Source organism: Aminobacterium thunnarium, assembly GCF_055390565.1.
This window is the reverse complement of sequence record NZ_AP042412.1, coordinates 2,248,530-2,264,128: the sequence shown is the minus strand read 5'-3', so window position 1 is coordinate 2,264,128 and position 15,599 is coordinate 2,248,530. Positions and strand designations below refer to the sequence as shown.

General features: G+C 41.6%; 15 protein-coding genes. 3 read left to right on the top strand and 12 right to left on the bottom strand.

Annotation, left to right across the window (positions count from 1 at the left end):
* Positions 1-12: 12 nt before the first annotated feature.
* The 7 genes from ACZ5GY_RS11065 to ACZ5GY_RS11035 form a co-directional block, all read right to left on the bottom strand.
* Positions 13-531 carry a DUF2179 domain-containing protein gene (locus ACZ5GY_RS11065; protein ID WP_213691445.1) on the bottom strand — a complete coding sequence of 173 codons (519 nt, stop codon included), beginning with the start codon at positions 529-531 and terminating at the stop codon, positions 13-15.
* 91 nt (positions 532-622) lie between these two features.
* Positions 623-1,468: a peptidylprolyl isomerase gene (locus tag ACZ5GY_RS11060; protein WP_213695603.1), complete on the bottom strand. Its 846-nt coding sequence runs from the start codon at positions 1,466-1,468 to the stop codon at positions 623-625.
* A 46-nt stretch (positions 1,469-1,514) separates the two neighbouring features.
* Positions 1,515-3,044: a YbaK/EbsC family protein gene (locus tag ACZ5GY_RS11055; protein ID WP_464111870.1), complete on the bottom strand. Its 1,530-nt coding sequence runs from the start codon at positions 3,042-3,044 to the stop codon at positions 1,515-1,517.
* 38 nt (positions 3,045-3,082) lie between these two features.
* A complete protein-coding gene (locus ACZ5GY_RS11050; protein WP_213691685.1) occupies positions 3,083-3,256 on the bottom strand; it encodes a hypothetical protein in 174 nt (57 codons plus the stop codon).
* A 5-nt stretch (positions 3,257-3,261) separates the two neighbouring features.
* Positions 3,262-4,131, bottom strand: a complete 870-nt coding sequence (sdaAA, locus tag ACZ5GY_RS11045; protein ID WP_464111869.1) for an L-serine ammonia-lyase, iron-sulfur-dependent, subunit alpha — start codon at positions 4,129-4,131, stop codon at positions 3,262-3,264.
* Positions 4,128-4,814, bottom strand: coding sequence for an L-serine ammonia-lyase, iron-sulfur-dependent subunit beta (gene sdaAB, locus ACZ5GY_RS11040; RefSeq protein WP_213691683.1), 687 nt, complete (start codon positions 4,812-4,814; stop codon positions 4,128-4,130). Before sdaAB ends, sdaAA begins: the two co-directional genes overlap by 4 nt.
* Positions 4,815-4,827: 13 nt before the next feature.
* Entirely contained in the window at positions 4,828-5,397 is a 570-nt protein-coding gene (locus tag ACZ5GY_RS11035; RefSeq protein ID WP_213691682.1) for a nucleoside deaminase, read from the bottom strand.
* Between the two features lie 517 nt (positions 5,398-5,914).
* Here ACZ5GY_RS11035 and ACZ5GY_RS11030 point away from each other — a divergent pair.
* Positions 5,915-7,264: a 4Fe-4S binding protein gene (locus tag ACZ5GY_RS11030; protein WP_213691681.1), complete on the top strand. Its 1,350-nt coding sequence runs from the start codon at positions 5,915-5,917 to the stop codon at positions 7,262-7,264.
* Between the two features lie 44 nt (positions 7,265-7,308).
* Here ACZ5GY_RS11030 and ACZ5GY_RS11025 read toward each other — a convergent pair whose 3' ends face one another.
* The 4 genes from ACZ5GY_RS11025 to thrC all read right to left on the bottom strand — a co-directional run bounded on the left by ACZ5GY_RS11025 (position 7,309) and on the right by thrC (position 11,975).
* Positions 7,309-8,280: a mechanosensitive ion channel family protein gene (locus ACZ5GY_RS11025; protein ID WP_213691680.1), complete on the bottom strand. Its 972-nt coding sequence runs from the start codon at positions 8,278-8,280 to the stop codon at positions 7,309-7,311.
* A gap of 59 nt (positions 8,281-8,339) precedes the next feature.
* Entirely contained in the window at positions 8,340-9,530 is a 1,191-nt protein-coding gene (locus tag ACZ5GY_RS11020) for an aminotransferase-like domain-containing protein (RefSeq protein WP_213695599.1), read from the bottom strand.
* Between the two features lie 107 nt (positions 9,531-9,637).
* Positions 9,638-10,765: a threonine synthase gene (locus ACZ5GY_RS11015; RefSeq protein ID WP_213691678.1), complete on the bottom strand. Its 1,128-nt coding sequence runs from the start codon at positions 10,763-10,765 to the stop codon at positions 9,638-9,640.
* A gap of 13 nt (positions 10,766-10,778) precedes the next feature.
* Positions 10,779-11,975, bottom strand: a complete 1,197-nt coding sequence (thrC, locus tag ACZ5GY_RS11010) for a threonine synthase (RefSeq protein WP_213691677.1) — start codon at positions 11,973-11,975, stop codon at positions 10,779-10,781.
* A gap of 203 nt (positions 11,976-12,178) precedes the next feature.
* Here thrC and ACZ5GY_RS11005 point away from each other — a divergent pair, with 203 nt between their 5' ends.
* Both ACZ5GY_RS11005 and ACZ5GY_RS11000 read left to right on the top strand, forming a co-directional pair.
* Positions 12,179-12,964 carry an amino acid ABC transporter ATP-binding protein gene (locus ACZ5GY_RS11005; RefSeq protein WP_464111868.1) on the top strand — a complete coding sequence of 262 codons (786 nt, stop codon included), beginning with the start codon at positions 12,179-12,181 and terminating at the stop codon, positions 12,962-12,964.
* Positions 12,965-14,527 (top strand): ABC transporter substrate-binding protein/permease, encoded by a 1,563-nt coding sequence (locus ACZ5GY_RS11000; RefSeq protein ID WP_213695331.1) that lies wholly within the window; start codon positions 12,965-12,967, stop codon positions 14,525-14,527.
* 55 nt (positions 14,528-14,582) lie between these two features.
* Here the strand turns inward: ACZ5GY_RS11000 and ACZ5GY_RS10995 are convergent, their stop codons facing one another.
* Positions 14,583-15,461: a PhzF family phenazine biosynthesis protein gene (locus ACZ5GY_RS10995; protein ID WP_213692186.1), complete on the bottom strand. Its 879-nt coding sequence runs from the start codon at positions 15,459-15,461 to the stop codon at positions 14,583-14,585.
* Positions 15,462-15,599: the final 138 nt, after the last annotated feature.

Below are 15,599 nucleotides of genomic sequence, written 5' to 3'. Positions count from 1 at the left end.
TTATTGCCTCCTTTACTTTCCCTTCATTTTAAAATGGCCGCCCCAACACCCTTTGAGATCAGATATACACACAAAACCTTTTGCACCTATAATTTCTGAAATCTGAGGAATATCAGAACGATGACAAATGACTTTAACAACATAGCGAAGTCCCGCGCGACCTTGTCCAACGAGAACAGTTGCACCGAAACCGGCTTTGCGAATTTGCTCAATAACTAATCGGGTTTCTTGGTTTCGTTCTAAAATGATTTCAAGAGTAACGAAAGCATTAAGTAATTTTTCTTCCAAAAGAGAGCCCATAAAGTTACCTGCTCCATACCCTCCTGCGTAGGCGATAAGTTGAGGGAAGGTCAGGGAGCCACCTCCACCAAGAATATAACCGAGAACAGACATGTAGATCATTACTTCAAGAAAACCGATTGTTGCCGCAAGCCGCCGTCTTCCTCTCACAAGAAAAAGGATCCTCACCGTTCCAAGACTGACATCAAGAATACGAGCGCTAAAGATAAGTGCAAGTCCGAGCAAATCCATGACGCATCATTCTCCTAATTTTATGTAAAGGGAAGGCGGACAGCTCTCTGTCCGCCTTATGCTGTCTGCCAAACTCCGTTCGTAAGAAAAATTACTTTTTCTCTATAATTTCTACCTTATATTCTTTGCGAAGACGCTCTGTTTCTTCAAGATATATTTTAGAACGTTTATCTTTAAGAATGTTAGCCTCTATCTGACCTTTCACGTCTTCAAAAGACTTTAACGAAGCAGGCTTTTTATCTTCAAGCCTGATAATGTGCCACCCAAACTGGCTCTGTACAGGAGCACTTATTTCGCCCTTTTTAAGGGCTTCTGTAGCTTTACTGAATTCAGGAACAACTTGATCACCTTGGAAATAACCTAAATCTCCCTTTTGTTGTTTTGAAGGGCAAGTTGAATACTTTTCAACGGCCTCTTCAAAAGAAAGCTTCTTTGTCTCTATCTCTTCTCGAATCTTTTTTGCTTCCTCTTCGCTTGCCACTAAAATATGGCTTGCTCTCATCTGTGCAGGGATATTAAATTCTGTCAGATGCACAGCGTAATAATCTTTTGCTTCTTTTTCCGTTACGGCAGCTTTACTCAGCATCTTCTCCACGGCAGTCTGACGCAGTAACTCCCTTTTTATATTCTCAAGGCGCTCCATAAATACAGGATCTTTTTCAAGGTTATTATCCTTGGCCCAACGAGCAAAAACTTCGAGATTGATCAACTCGTCTAATATAGCCTTACGTCCTTGCTCATTCTCGTAGTACATGCGCTGCTGAGGATCAAGAGAGTTGATTATATCGTCAACATTCTGTTCTTTTATCTCTACATCGCCTACCCGAGCCAATACGTTGTTCTTTTCATTTTTCGCTTCTTGAGCTCCCGCCATGCTTCCCCAAGCCATCATCACTATGACAGCCATTACACATAAAACTCTCATATTTTTTTTCATACATATCCCTCCAAACCATACGATGCACTGAAACGTTGCCAGTGTATCACAGGCTCTCATCGTCGTCATTCAACAAAGACGAAAGAAAACATACTACATCTTCAGCTTGCATTTCCTTTGCATCTTCACCATAGTGAACTTCCACTATTCCTTCTGCCGCTTTGCGTCCTACAACGACTTTGACAGGAATTCCGAAAAGTTCAAAATCAGCGAATTTTGCCCCCGCTCGTTCATTCCTATCATCAAAAAGGACAACAATCCCATTTTGTGCCATCTCCAGATAAAGATTGGTAGCCAGGTTCATTGCCACTTCATCTTTCACCGACGGAACAATAATATCTACATCGAATGGCGCCAAACCAAAGGGATATGTTTTCTCTCGTGCCAGAGCTGTTAGGATACTGTTAAGATCGATCCAGCCTTTCCATAATGTGCATTTCTCGGTTTGTCCCTGTTGATCCTGGTAAGGGATCCCCTCAATGTCACTCTTTTCGCTCCATACTGCTGCTACTTTGTTCCATAAAAAAGGTTGAAGCTCAAGCCCACAACGTGGACAATTCATTCCTTCACGAAGAAGAGCAACATCACCAATATGCTTTGTTTTAAAATCTCTTCCCCACGTAACTCCTGTGAGGTGATAGTTGGGTTTATTAGCTCCCGTAACAACACCGCTACATCCTTCTATACTTATATCAGCGACTAGACAAACTCTTTCAGGAAGTCCTACAGGGCCAAGATAACCTGGTTTCTGCCCCATTACCGACATGAGTTCGTTCTCTTCTGCTATTCGAACCTTCTTGACCTTTAAAAAGAGAGCCAGCTTTTCTTCACTTATATGCAGATCTCCTCGAATAAGCACTGCTACAGGTCTCCAGCCATCATCAACTTCAGCCATATAAAACATGGTCTTTACTGTTTGTTCAGCAGGAATATGCAAAAATTCGCATAGTTCTTCTATAGAACTTGCATTTGGGGTATGAATTTCTTGCCGAACCATCTCTTTCTCTGTTCGATAAGGTTTGCTTTGTTCTATTCGTGCATTTTCAGTACCCGTCCAGCCACACGATGAGCAGGCAACTCCATTTTCGACTGCAATATACTGATCTGAAGCCTTCAAAGCAACGTAATTTCCGTCAGTACCCAACGTTTCATCGCTCATAACGATGCTTGGAAGATTTAAATTTTGTAATATGTTATCTATAGTATGAACTATCTCCTGTTGCGCCTCTTTGCCAGAAGCAGTCTCTATTCCTCCTAGAAGAAGCAAACCTTGCCGAAGCTCCATAAAGTTCAGAGGCAAATCTCGATAACTTTGTACTGCACGTTGGGCAAGGGCATATAAGCCATCTTTCTTGTAAAGGAGAGAGTCAAGTTGTTGAAAATTTTCTTCCATTAACGCATGCAGAAAGGTCCAAGCAACATTTTCTCGCAATATGGAGCCAAGAGGCAGCAAGTTCCACTCTTCATTTTGAAAATCCAGGGCATACCCACTTCTAATGAGACGAATAACACCTGGATCTTGCCAACCAGCTGGTGCTTTTTTTAATGTCGGCGTAAGCAAAGAAGTCATTTTCATTGAAATATCCTCCCAAAAATGTTGTGTAATCTAAATACTTAATCCATAAAATATTGACTGTAAGCCAATATGAAAAGAGCAACCGCCCAAACAATATCAAGAATAGCACGGCCAGTCTGCCCCATACGAAATCGCCGAAAAGAGATAAAAAGCAGGGCTACACCACATAAAATTACAATTATAGGAGCAAGCGTAGTAGCAAAAAATTGCATAAGGGCTACCACCTTTCATGAAGGATTTCTACCACAAGACGACGTGCAGTAGGAGTAATAGCTAAGCCGCCATGAGCAGTCTCTCGTAAAGATTCTGGCAGAGCACGTCCCACCTGAGCCATGGCATCAATAACTTCGTCAGCAGGAATAATAGATTTTATCCCTGCTAGAGCCATATCTGCCGCAAGAGCCGCCACCGAAACAAGAAGTCCATTTCTCTTAATACATGGAGATTCTACTAAGCCTCCCACAGGATCGCAGACAAGTCCAAGCACTGATTTAAAAGTGAGAGCAACGCTTTGTTCTATAGCTTCAGAAATACCTCCATGCATAGCAACCAAAGCGGCAGCTCCCATAGCCGCTGCGGCTCCACATTCAGCCTGACATCCACCTTCTGCTCCAGCCAACGTTGCTCTAGATGCTATAACAGACCCGATAGATCCGGCAACAATCAATCCGTCAAGAAGTGTCTTATCCTGCGTGGCAAAGATATCTTTATGGGCAAAAAGAAGCCCTGGCAAAATACCACAGCTTCCGGCAGTAGGAGCTGCAACAATACGCCCCATAGCTGCATTATATGTTGCTACCGCCAATGCAATCTCACTCGCTCGCAATATATATTGGCCTGAAAGATTCTTTTCTTTCTGAGCATACGAAGCTAATTTTCCTCGATCAGATCGAACTATTTTGCCATTCCATTCATGTTCAAGGGCATCGTGAACAGATTTTTCCATATCAACAAGACGGCTTTTCATCCTTTCACGAATGCGATCGACTGGAAGGCCTGTCTCTTGTTCCTCCTGCGACAAAACAACTTCAACAAAAGAGCTCTTTTGATTCAAGCTCTGGGCAACAAGTTCAGAAATAGACCTCATTCTATGTTACCTCCCTGGTTATAGAGAGCTAGGACTCGTTCCATTGATGGATGAGCCTTTTCTACGGCTTCTCTGACACTCTCATCGGGAGATGTCGGTAAATCCAATTCGATAACAAGAGAAGCTTTGCCACCTTTTGATTTTCTATGGAGACTTAATGTTGCAATATTAATTTTCATATCGGCAAAAAGTTTTGTAACAGCAGCTACAACCCCCTGAGTATCACGATGGAACGTTATGAGAGAGGGAAGCTCTCCAGAAACACTAACCTGAAAGCCATCTATCTGTTGTAATTCTACGGCCCCTCCTCCAATAGACGCACCTATAATCTCTAGAGTTCGACCGTCTTTACCTGTAAAGACAAATCGAGCTGAGTTTGGATGGGCTCCATCTATATTTTCAGTATCGAAACGATAGTTAAATCCTCTTTCTTTTGCAATAGACAAAGCATCCCGCAAACGAATATCATCAGGAGCCATGTCGAGGAGTCCCGCAACAAGAGCCCTATCTGTACCATGACCGTAACTTGTGTATGCAAAACTGCCCCTTAAAAAAATTTCAACACTCTCTAAAGGATCGTCTCCCCAGCAAGCCAAAGCCAACCGGCTTAAACGAGCCGCGCCTGCAGTATGGCTCGAAGAAGGCCCTATCATTACAGGGCCTATAATATCTGTAAGTGCCATAAAACATCCTCCTTTATTTCAGAACCATCTTTTTCTCCCCAGCCTGATAAATATCAGACAATTCCTTATATATGCGATCTAATTTTTCAAGTCTCGCCATTGCCAACTCAGATTCACCCATAGCTGATGCTATTTCTTTCAAGGCAAAACTTTTAAAAAAGCTGTTACTTCGACTGGGATGGGGACAATTAAAAACTTCATTAAGAATTTGAATATCATAAGGGATATGGAAGGCATCTCGTGTCTCTTCATACTCGAAAAGAAAATATATTTCTGGGAAACCAGACCAGGCGATAGAAGACAGGCACATTGAACATGGCTCGTGAGTGGAAAGAAAGAGACAATCTTCAGGATCTGGATGAGAGGGAAGTTCAAAAAATTTTTTTATTGTGTAGACTTCACCGTGCCATAATGGATTCCATCCTTCGTGGTTTGTTCCTGCTACTACGAGAGAAAGATCTGAGCGAAGTAAAATGGCCGCACCAAAAATTTTATGACCATGGCTGACTGCCAAACGAGTCTGAGGAACAATATCATCTTCAATGACATTGAGCATTCTCCAAAATATCTTTTCTTTTTCCATTATCCTCCCTCCTTTGGCAACATTATATCCTGAAGTTCTCATCCCTGGATGCAAAGAAAGGTCTCATTAAATTTAAAGAAATTAATATTTGAAGTTTGAAGTTATTTGTGTTATTTTCAAATTGATAAGAATTATTTATTTATTCTTTAGATTTTGTTTTTTGTCGATTGCGCCACACAGGCGTGTCAGGAGTGCTCTCTTACAAAACAACCCCAAAAAGAATAATGGAGGTGAACTATATGAACGCATTAACTATAGTGTGGCTCCTTGTTGGCGTGGGTATGATCGCAGCAGTTCTAATCATCAAGAAAAAGCGGAACGACGAAGAAACAAATAACTAGTACCAAACCCTTTTGGGCGTTGGAATTTATGGGTAGTATCTTCGTTATAGCTTGTTCCTGCGCCCCATAACTATTTCTTTTATACCCCCCCACAGTAAGCCTTTTTACCGATAGTCAAAAATTCTCTTTTGGAAGATAATACGATTAAAATATCGTTTAAAAGAGGAGGAATGCCCATGAAATCTCAGAAGGTCCGTCTGATTGTTCAGATAAGCTTTCTTGCCTTTCTTACGTGGGTAGGATATCGACACCAACTTCTTGGAGGCGGCCCAGAAGGCGTGCCACCAGTTGATGCATTATGTCCCTTTGGCGGCATAGAGGGCCTTTACGCCTATTTAAAAACAGGAACGTGGCTTCGACGATTAGCACCAAGCTCTCTTATTTTGTTTATTGGTATTGTAGCCATAACAATTCTCGTAGGTCGCATCTTTTGTAGTTGGATATGTCCTTTGGGAACGTTAGGAGAACTTTCTGCCAAAGGTGCGAGAAAACTGGGTATTACTCAACGGGAACTTCCTCCTTCTATCGATAAACCTGCACGGTATTTAAAATATATTGTTCTTTTCGTTATTATCTTCTTTACATGGCGTCTTGGTACTCTTGCTTGGCGAGATTACGATCCATGGGTTGCCTGGATGCATTTAAGTGCCGGTTGGGGGGAAATGGTAGAAAAACCGTGGGCATTTATCATTCTCTTTGGCACAGTTATTATTGCCAGTTTCTGGATTGAACGGTTTTGGTGTCGTTATCTTTGTCCATTAGGAGCACTTCTCGCTATCGGACAAAAATTAAGTTTCGTCAAAGTTCGAAGAAACGACTCTACGTGTATTCATTGCCATTTGTGTCATAAGACATGTCCTGTGAATCTTGATCCAGAATCTAAGGACGTTGAAAAGAGCGCAGAATGCATTTCGTGTGGACAATGTACCGATAAATGCCCTGTAGAGCAGACTCTCTATTTTGGAATCGGAAAGAAAAAGCTCTCCTCTTTCGCAATAGGAATAACAGGATTACTTCTATTTTTTGCTATTTATGGAGGTGCCCGCATTTCTGGAATGTGGATGACATACGCACCCTCCACAGTTGAAGCACAAATCAATCCCGCCGGAGGTATCTACGGCTGGATGACACTCAAACAAGTAGCAGAGACAGTAAAACTCTCTGAAGAAAAGGTCATAGAAATAGCGGAACTCCCGGCAGAGATTCCCCGAGATGTTTCATTGAAAAACATTGAAGGAGTGAACGATGAAGAACTTCGTGCATCTCTTGAAGCATATTTCGAAAAACAAATGAAACAACCTGCTGTAGAGTCAGCTGCTCCTCCCCTAAATCCAGAAGAAATAAAGGGATCTATGACATTGGGTGATGTGGCAAAAATGTATGATCTTGAAGCTGAAAGCATTTTAAAAGAAGTAGGCTGGCCTCTTGATGCTTCCCCAGATAAACCACTCAAGGAATTAGCAGCCGAATATCAGATGGAGGTAAGTGTTATTAGAGAAGCCGTAAAAAAACTTTTGCAGGAATAGGCATATATAAACAATAGAGAACAAATACAAGGGAGCTTCTCTGTTTAAAGAGCGGCTCCCTCTTCTTTTTCAAGAAAAGATTCTATTCTAAAGCGAGGCAATGCCTCCGGAACATTGTTTTGCATCCACACAAGAAGCTGCTCCCGAACTTCACATCGCAACTCCCACGCATCTGAAGAATTTGAAGCGCTCATCAGTGCACGAAGCTGCATTGTCTTTTCTGTGCAATCGACAACTTGTAAAACGTTTACACGATGATCCCACCATTCGGACTGTTCAAGAATGTCAGTTAAAACTTTTCGCATCTGGTCAATGCTTAAAGTGTAATCTGCATAGATATACACGTAGGCAAGAAGATCGGCTGATGTGCGTGTCCAATTCTGAAATGGCTTTTCGAGAAAATACGTTGTGGGAAGAATAAGACGTCGCGAATCCCATATTTTAAGCACAACATATGTAAATGTAATTTCTTCAACGCGTCCCCATTCCCCCTCAACAATTAAGACGTCATCCATGCGAATAGGTTGTGATATGGCAAGATGTATTCCCGCAAAAAGAGTTCCCACCGTTTTTTGGGCAGCTAAACCGATAATCACTCCTGCTATTCCCACAGATGCAAGAAGAGCTGATCCAATTCGTCTAAAGTTTTCAAAACCCATCAGGACAAAACAAAAAGCAACAATAAAAACAAGGATGATTAAGAGACGTTTAAAGACAAGAAATTGCGTCTGAATTTTACGGGCTCTTAGATTATCAGAAGAATCAAGGTTAAAATGCTTCGTGAATACTTTCTCCAAAAGATAAACACCACGGATTAAAAACCAGCCGCATGTTGCAACGAAAGCTATTCTGAAAGCGCTCATTACAAATTGAAACAACGATTTGGGAACATTTACTCCAACGATCGGGAAAAAAACAAGAACAAGAAGAATCAACGTCATGAAAAAAGAAGGTTTAAGAAAGAATCGAATCAGATCTTCACGCCACTCTGCGGAATCTTGATCATAACGATCCATTACAAAATCCTCCTTCCATAAAAAAAGCCCAGCTCCATAAGGAACCAGGCTTTTGAAATTTATCGAAGATGTTCTTTTATCGCCTCTCCGAGAAGTTGAATACCTCGTATAATTCTCTCGGGTGGCATATTGGAATAATTCAGGCGTAACGTATTTTCGTGTCCCCCGTTAGGGAAGAAAGCACCGCCTGGCACAAAGGCAACTTTTTTCTCGAGACATGTCATAAGTAAATCTCTGGCACTAAGCGTCTCTGGCAAAATGGCCCAAGTGAAAAGTCCCCCTTCGGGAATTGTAAATGAAACGGAAGAAGGGAATTCCACCTTCATTGTTTCTATCATAACGTTACATCGTTTTTTATACACATCAATAAGACGAGCTACATGAGCATCAAGATCATACATATCTATATAGGCGTTAATTTCATACTGGCTCAATGTTGGGGAATGAAGATCTGCTGCCTGTTTAAGATACGCAAATTTTTCATAGATATCCCCATCAGCGCAAAGCCATGCAATTCTCATCCCGGGGCAAAAAATCTTTGAAAATGTTCCAAGCAAAACAACTTTGCCCTCTTTATCAAAAGACTTGAGAGATGGAGGGACCTCTCCCTTGAATCGAAGTTCTCCATAAGGGTTATCTTCAATAACAACAATATCATAACGGCTTATAACATCCATGAAAGCCTTTCTTCTCTCAACGGTCCATGTTTTGCCTGTTGGATTCTGAAAATCAGGAATAACATAGATTGCCTTCGCTCTTTTTTCTCTCGTCAAAACTTCTTCAAGGGCTTCAGGAACCATGCCATAATCATCTGTTTCGACTTCGACATAACGTGGATTATATCCGTTAAAAGCACTGAGAGCACCGAGATATGTGGGACTCTCACACAACACAACATCTCCATCATCAATAAGCATTTTACCTAAAAGATCAAGAGATTGTTGTGACCCGGTGGTAATCATAATATTGCCACTCTCCAAACGGGTCTGATATTTCCGGTTCATCCGGCTCGCAATCTTTTCCCGCAGAGGGGCGTATCCTTCTGTTGTCGAGTACTGCAAGGCTTTTGTTCCATCCTTCTCGAGAACCTGGGCAACAACCTCTTTCAACTCTTCTATCGGAAATAGTTCAGGAGCCGGAAGGCCACCAGCAAAAGAAATAATTTCAGGATCAGCCGTCACTTTAAGAATGGCAGCAATATCCGATGCCTGGAAATTTTTCATTCGCTCTGCAAAGACACATTTGTTCATAGTAGAGCCCTCCTGTCGTTTAAGAATTTTAGGGCGGATTATACCAAGAAAGAGGGCTTAATGGAAATAGAAATTTCTATTTCCTATATATTTTTGAATTTTTCTTCTTATTCTTCTCTCAGATGAAGAATTTTATCTGTGGCCTTTAGCCCAGAACCGGAGAGGAAAGCCACCGTTTTTTCTCCCCGTGAAAGTTTTTCTTGTTGTTGTAATCTCCACAAAGCTGCCCCAACAACAGCACTTGTGGGTTCTACATAAAAACCCGCACGAGCCAAAGCATAAAAAGCTTTCTCTATTTCATTATCGTCTACAGCCATAATAATCCCCTCTGTTTTTTTTATGGCATCAAGAACTTCTCGGCCACGAACAGGTTGTGACGAACTTATGCCTTCAGCAATAGTTTCTTCCTTATATATAGAGACAGGCTCGTTTTTACCCTGAATAAACGCTTCATAAAGAGGCGCACATTTTTTTGCCTGAACGGCAATAATCTGGGGTAGCCTCTCAATTCTTCCCGCTTCATAAAGATGCTGAAAAGCCAGATAGCACCCTATAACCAAGCTCCCTTGCCCTGCCGGAACAATAATCTTGTCGGGAATCTCATAGCCAAGTTGTTCCCACACTTCAAAGGCATACGTTTTTACTCCGTGAACAAAATAGGGGCTCCAATTATGGCTGGCATAATAGATATCATTTGCCGCCTGCTCTGCTGCCTTTGTCGTATCTTCTCGGCTTCCTGGAACACGAACAAGTTCTGCACCATAACTTTCGATTTGTACGCACTTCCCTGCTGACGTATAGCCAGGGACAAAAATCTGGCAGTGAATACCTGCCCTGGCCGCATAAGCTGCCATAGCCGCTCCAGCATTCCCTGAAGAGTCTTCTATAATGGAAGATATGCCAAGCTCCTTAAGTTTGGTCATTTCATAGGCTATTCCCCTGTCTTTATATGAGCCTGAAGGGCAAACATAATCCAGCTTAAAAAAGATGGGAAAGCCCTCCCACTCTGAAAGGACAAGAGGAGTCATCCCTTCTCCAAAAGTAACAGGGCTTGTGTTCTTATTGAGGGGAAGAGCCTCTTCATAACGCCATAAAGAATGGGAACGAGAAGCAAGAAGTTCCGGAGAAGGGAAGGATGTCTGATCCACCTCTAAAAGGAGAGGCCCACCACATGAACATTTCCAAGGTTTTTCTTCCTCACTATAACGTTTTTGGCACCATTGACATTGAAGCATATGCTATCACTCCCTATACGCGAACACAGTCTTCCAAAGAATCTATGTTTACATCCTCAGATGTAAGCTTATGAGCCTCAAAAGCAGCCGTATATTTCAATCCACTCCCCGTCAAAATACAAGCCACCTGTTGGTTGGATGTAACAATTCCACGTTCTATCAAAATAGGTATTGCCGCTAAAGAGACAGCAGAAGCGGGCTGTACGAAGAGTCCCGTTCCAGCCAATTCCCGCTGGGCTTGAAGAATCTCTTTCTCAGGAACTGCCACAGCGACACCTTTTTGTCTGGATAAAACTCGCAAAACCTGATTTCCACTGGGTGGAAAAGGATTTTCAATAGCGTGGGCAATTGTATGGGGACTGGGAAACCTCTCTATGCTGTTAGCGTTTTTTTTATACGCTTCAACAATAGGGGCGCATCCTTCCGCCTGCGCCGCAACAATAAGAGGCATGTGGGGAATAAGACCTGACTTGTAAAATTCTCTAAAACCCTTTTCGATACCCCGTATATTTCCTCCCGCGCTTGTAGGGACAATAACCACATCGGGTACATTAAATTTTGTTTGTTCACAGATCTCAAAGGCTATAGTTTTAGATCCTTCCACTCTGAAAGGGACATCTGAATTCATAAAATAAATGCCGTATTTTTCTCCCAAGCGAAGGCTCTCTTCGTAAAGTAGGCTATAATCACCATAAACCTTAACGACTCGTGCATTATATATAGCTATAGGGTTGAGTTTCTCAATAGGAAGATCTTCTTTCACTAAAATGGTTGTTTCGAGATTCGCTCTTGCACCAAATGCAGCTACTGAGGCAGCCATATTTCCCGTAGATACTGTTCCAATACGATGGAATCCTAATTCCACAGCATGTCTTAGTGCCGATGCAGTTCCGCGGTCTTTAAAAGACCATGTTGGGTTAACTGTTTCGTTCTTTAAAAAGACGTTATGCACTCCTAATTTTTTGGATAAAGATGGTGATGAAAGAAGAGGTGTCATTCCTTCTCCTAAAGAAAAAGTATCACTGCAAGATTTGAATGGGAAAAAATTCTTGTACCGCTTAAAAATATCCGACGTTTCTTCAGCACAAATTTCTGTTGAAAAAAACTCTTCAACTTCAAGAGGTTCATGGCACTTAGGGCATCTGGAAATATTTTTTCGAATGGGGAAAGATGTTCCACAAGCTGTGCATATAAATTTTTTTTCAGACATGGAGACGATAAACCTCCTTTATATCTTTTTAAAAATTATAACGTAATGAGAATCTTTATTTTTCTCTTTTCCTCCTTTTTTATATCTTGCATCTCCAATTTTTTCTGTCATACTATGCCTGCTTGTAATCAAAATACTAAGACTCAAAACCAAATCGGGGAGAGTGAAATCACACAAAAAAATAGTAAGGGGGTTGAGACAGGTTGACACGTGCGGCTGAACCTTTGATTCACGTTGAAAATCTGTGCAAGAGCTTTGAGGATGGAGAAGTTTTAAATGGAATCTCCATAGATATTAAAGAGGGAGATCTGGTCTCTATCATAGGACCGTCTGGATGTGGAAAATCAACGTTCTTACGGTGTCTCAACTGTCTCGAGTACATCGACTCAGGAACCATTACCATAGCCGGCGTTACAGTAAGCCGCACAGGTAAGGGAAAAAATCTGAACAAGAAGTTTCTAGAAGCATGCCATCTCATGAGACAAGAAGTGGGAATGGTGTTTCAAAGTTTTAATCTTTTTCCTCACAAAACCGTTCTTGAAAATGTCATGCTGGCACCTATGGTTGTCAAAAAAGCCAGTGAAGAAGAAGCACGTGAAACAGCCTTAAGACTACTTGAAAAAGTAGGTCTATCTGAACACATTCACAAATATCCAGCCACTTTATCTGGCGGGCAAACACAACGTGGAGCTATTGCCCGTGCCCTTGCAATGAATCCCAAAGTCATGCTATATGATGAACCGACATCAGCTCTTGATCCTGAACTTGTAGGAGAGGTTCTTCAGGTTATGAAAGATCTTGATGCTGAAGGTATGACTCAAATTATCGTTACTCATCACATGCGTTTCGCTCGAAATGCCTCTGATTACATTGTTTTTATGGATGGTGGAGAGATTGTCGAGTTGGCTGATGGCGATATTTTATTCGAATCGCCTCAAAATAAAAGAACGAAAGATTTTCTTCGACACCTTACAGAGGATGTAGCATAAATGAAGCATATTACGCGTGTTTTCTTTTCTCTTTTTCTTTTAGTTGTGATATTGGCATCTCCTTTAAAGGCTTCTGAAAAGCCTTTATTACGCTGGGGAGGAGACACTGAGGGCGGCGTTCCTTACATGTTCTACGATCCGTTTAATATGGATCGCCTTATTGGATATGAAGTAGAAATTATGGATGCCATTGCCGATTATCTGGGGATGAAAGCTGAATTTGTTCAAAACGGCTGGGATAATCTCATCCCCGGGCTAGAAAGGCATCTATATGATGTAACCATAGATGGTCTTGAAATTACACCGGAACATAAAGAAGTCGTAAACTTTTCTATTCCGTATTACTCTACGTTCCTGCAGCTTGCTGTTCGAAAGGGAACAAAAAACATAGAAACTCTGGAAGACTGCAAAGGTAAAGTTGTAGGAACACTGAAACAATCATATGCCTATTTCACTCTCGTTGAAGCTGGCATTCAAGACATTCGAACATACGAAGACGAGATCAATGCTTTTAATGACCTCGAAAACGGACGATTGGACGCCACACTTTTTGACGATCCTATCGCCGTATACTATGCCGGTTTTAATCCGGAGATTGTCTTTGTCGGACCTCCTGTCGGTCGCATGGACTACGGCATTGCCGTTCGCAAAGAAGATAAGGAACTACTCTCTAAAATCAATGAAGCTATTGTCTACCTTCGAGATAGCGGAAAATTAAGAGAGATTTATGACCGCTGGAATCTCTGGAGTCCGATGATGGCTGAAATGTTTCAAGATTTTTCGCCACGAAATGTTGAAGCCTCTATGTTTAATTACTGGGCAGAGCATCAAAAACCGGAAATTACATGGGAAAAGCGTATAAACAGATATACGAGTTTTCTCCCCATTCTAGGAAAAGCAGCGCTGGTTACTATTAAGGTTTCTATTGCAGCTATGGTTTTGGCTATTTTACTTGGGCTGATCTTAGCCATGACTAAGATTTTTGGCCCTACGTTCTTTTCTCGTATTGCCATTGCCTATATAGAAGCCATTCGAGGAACACCTGTTTTAATACAGCTCTTTTTCATTTTCTACGGACTCCCTAATATTGGGATTAAGTTAAGTCCATTTGTTGCAGGCGTTCTCGGCCTTGGTCTTAACTATGCAGCCTATGAAGCTGAAAACTACCGGGCAGGGTTACTTTCTGTTCCCCGTCAACAAATGGAAGGAGCACTTGCCCTCGGGATGACACGTTGGCAAGCATTAAAACATGTTGTTTTACCACAGGCAGTAAGGGTTGCCCTGCCTCCAGTAACCAACGACTTTATTTCTCTTTTAAAAGATTCTTCCTTGGTTTCGGTTATTACCATGGTTGATCTCACAAAAGCCTACGGCCAGCTTGCTACAACTTATTATGACTATTTCGGAACGGGAATTATTGTCGCTGTTATATACTTTTTACTCGGCTTGCCCTTTGTTCGGTTCGCCCGGTGGACAGAGAAGAAAATGGCTGTTGCTGTAAAGGGTGGAAAAACACAGAAAAATTCCAACTCCTTTGTTGGGAAAAAACCAGGAAGCTACTAAAATAAAAGATAAAAAGAAGGGGCTGCTTTTTTGCAGCCCCTTTGAAGTATCTATCTTATATTAATTCGCCCTTTGCAACAAAAATAACGCTTCCTCCAACGTGAACATCAACTACTCCTCCATCATGATCTCTAGCTGAAAGGAAGAGAAGAGAAGGTCTATTAATAGCGTATCCCTGTTCAACACGTATATTTTCTATGGAAGGCGTTCCTAAAACTTTATGACGAACAAGATAGGCAGCTAGGCATCCCCCCGAACTTCCAGTTGCAGGATCTTCTTCCACTCCAAAGCAAGAGGTTAAAACCCGAACGTGAAGATGATTTTGACTATGAATAGGTTGTTTACAATAGATAGAAAGAGCAACTTTCCCCACTCTCTCTATAAAATCTTCATATGCATCACGATTTATACGAATACGAAGAAGAGTTTCTCTACGTTTTATAGGAATAATTACTGTAGGCAAACCTGTAGATACCCATTGAATAGGAGTCTGCGTATCAAAATCTTTCGCATTAAGACCTAATACTTTTGCCAAATCTTCAACAGGGTAAACTGGACCAAACTCCGGTTGATTCTGTTTCATAATATACAGTTGATCCTCGCGCATTACAGGAATAAGCCCAACCTGGAGATTCAAAACAATAGAATCGGGGTTACCCGGTGCAATATCACGAGCAATAACAGCTGCCGTTCCCAATGTGGGGTGCCCTGCAAAAGGCACCTCTCCCCCTGGAGTAAAGATACGAACAGCATATCCACCATTAACTGGTGAATCGTTCATAATAAACGTCGTCTCTGAATAATTCATCTCTCGAGTAATACTCTGCATATCTTCTGTGGAAAAATCTTTTGCGTCACGTACAACGGCAAGCTGATTCCCTGAATACTTTTTTTCAGCAAAAACATCTACAATATAAAACTCATGCTTTTTCATTATTTCCCCTCCCCTCATTTTGTTTTTTCTCTAAAAATGCTTATACAAGCAAATCTATGGGCCACGGGAAATTATTGTAGGTTTGAAGCAAGCTCACTTGGGAAATTGTCAGGAAGTAAAAAGTGCTATTTATATATG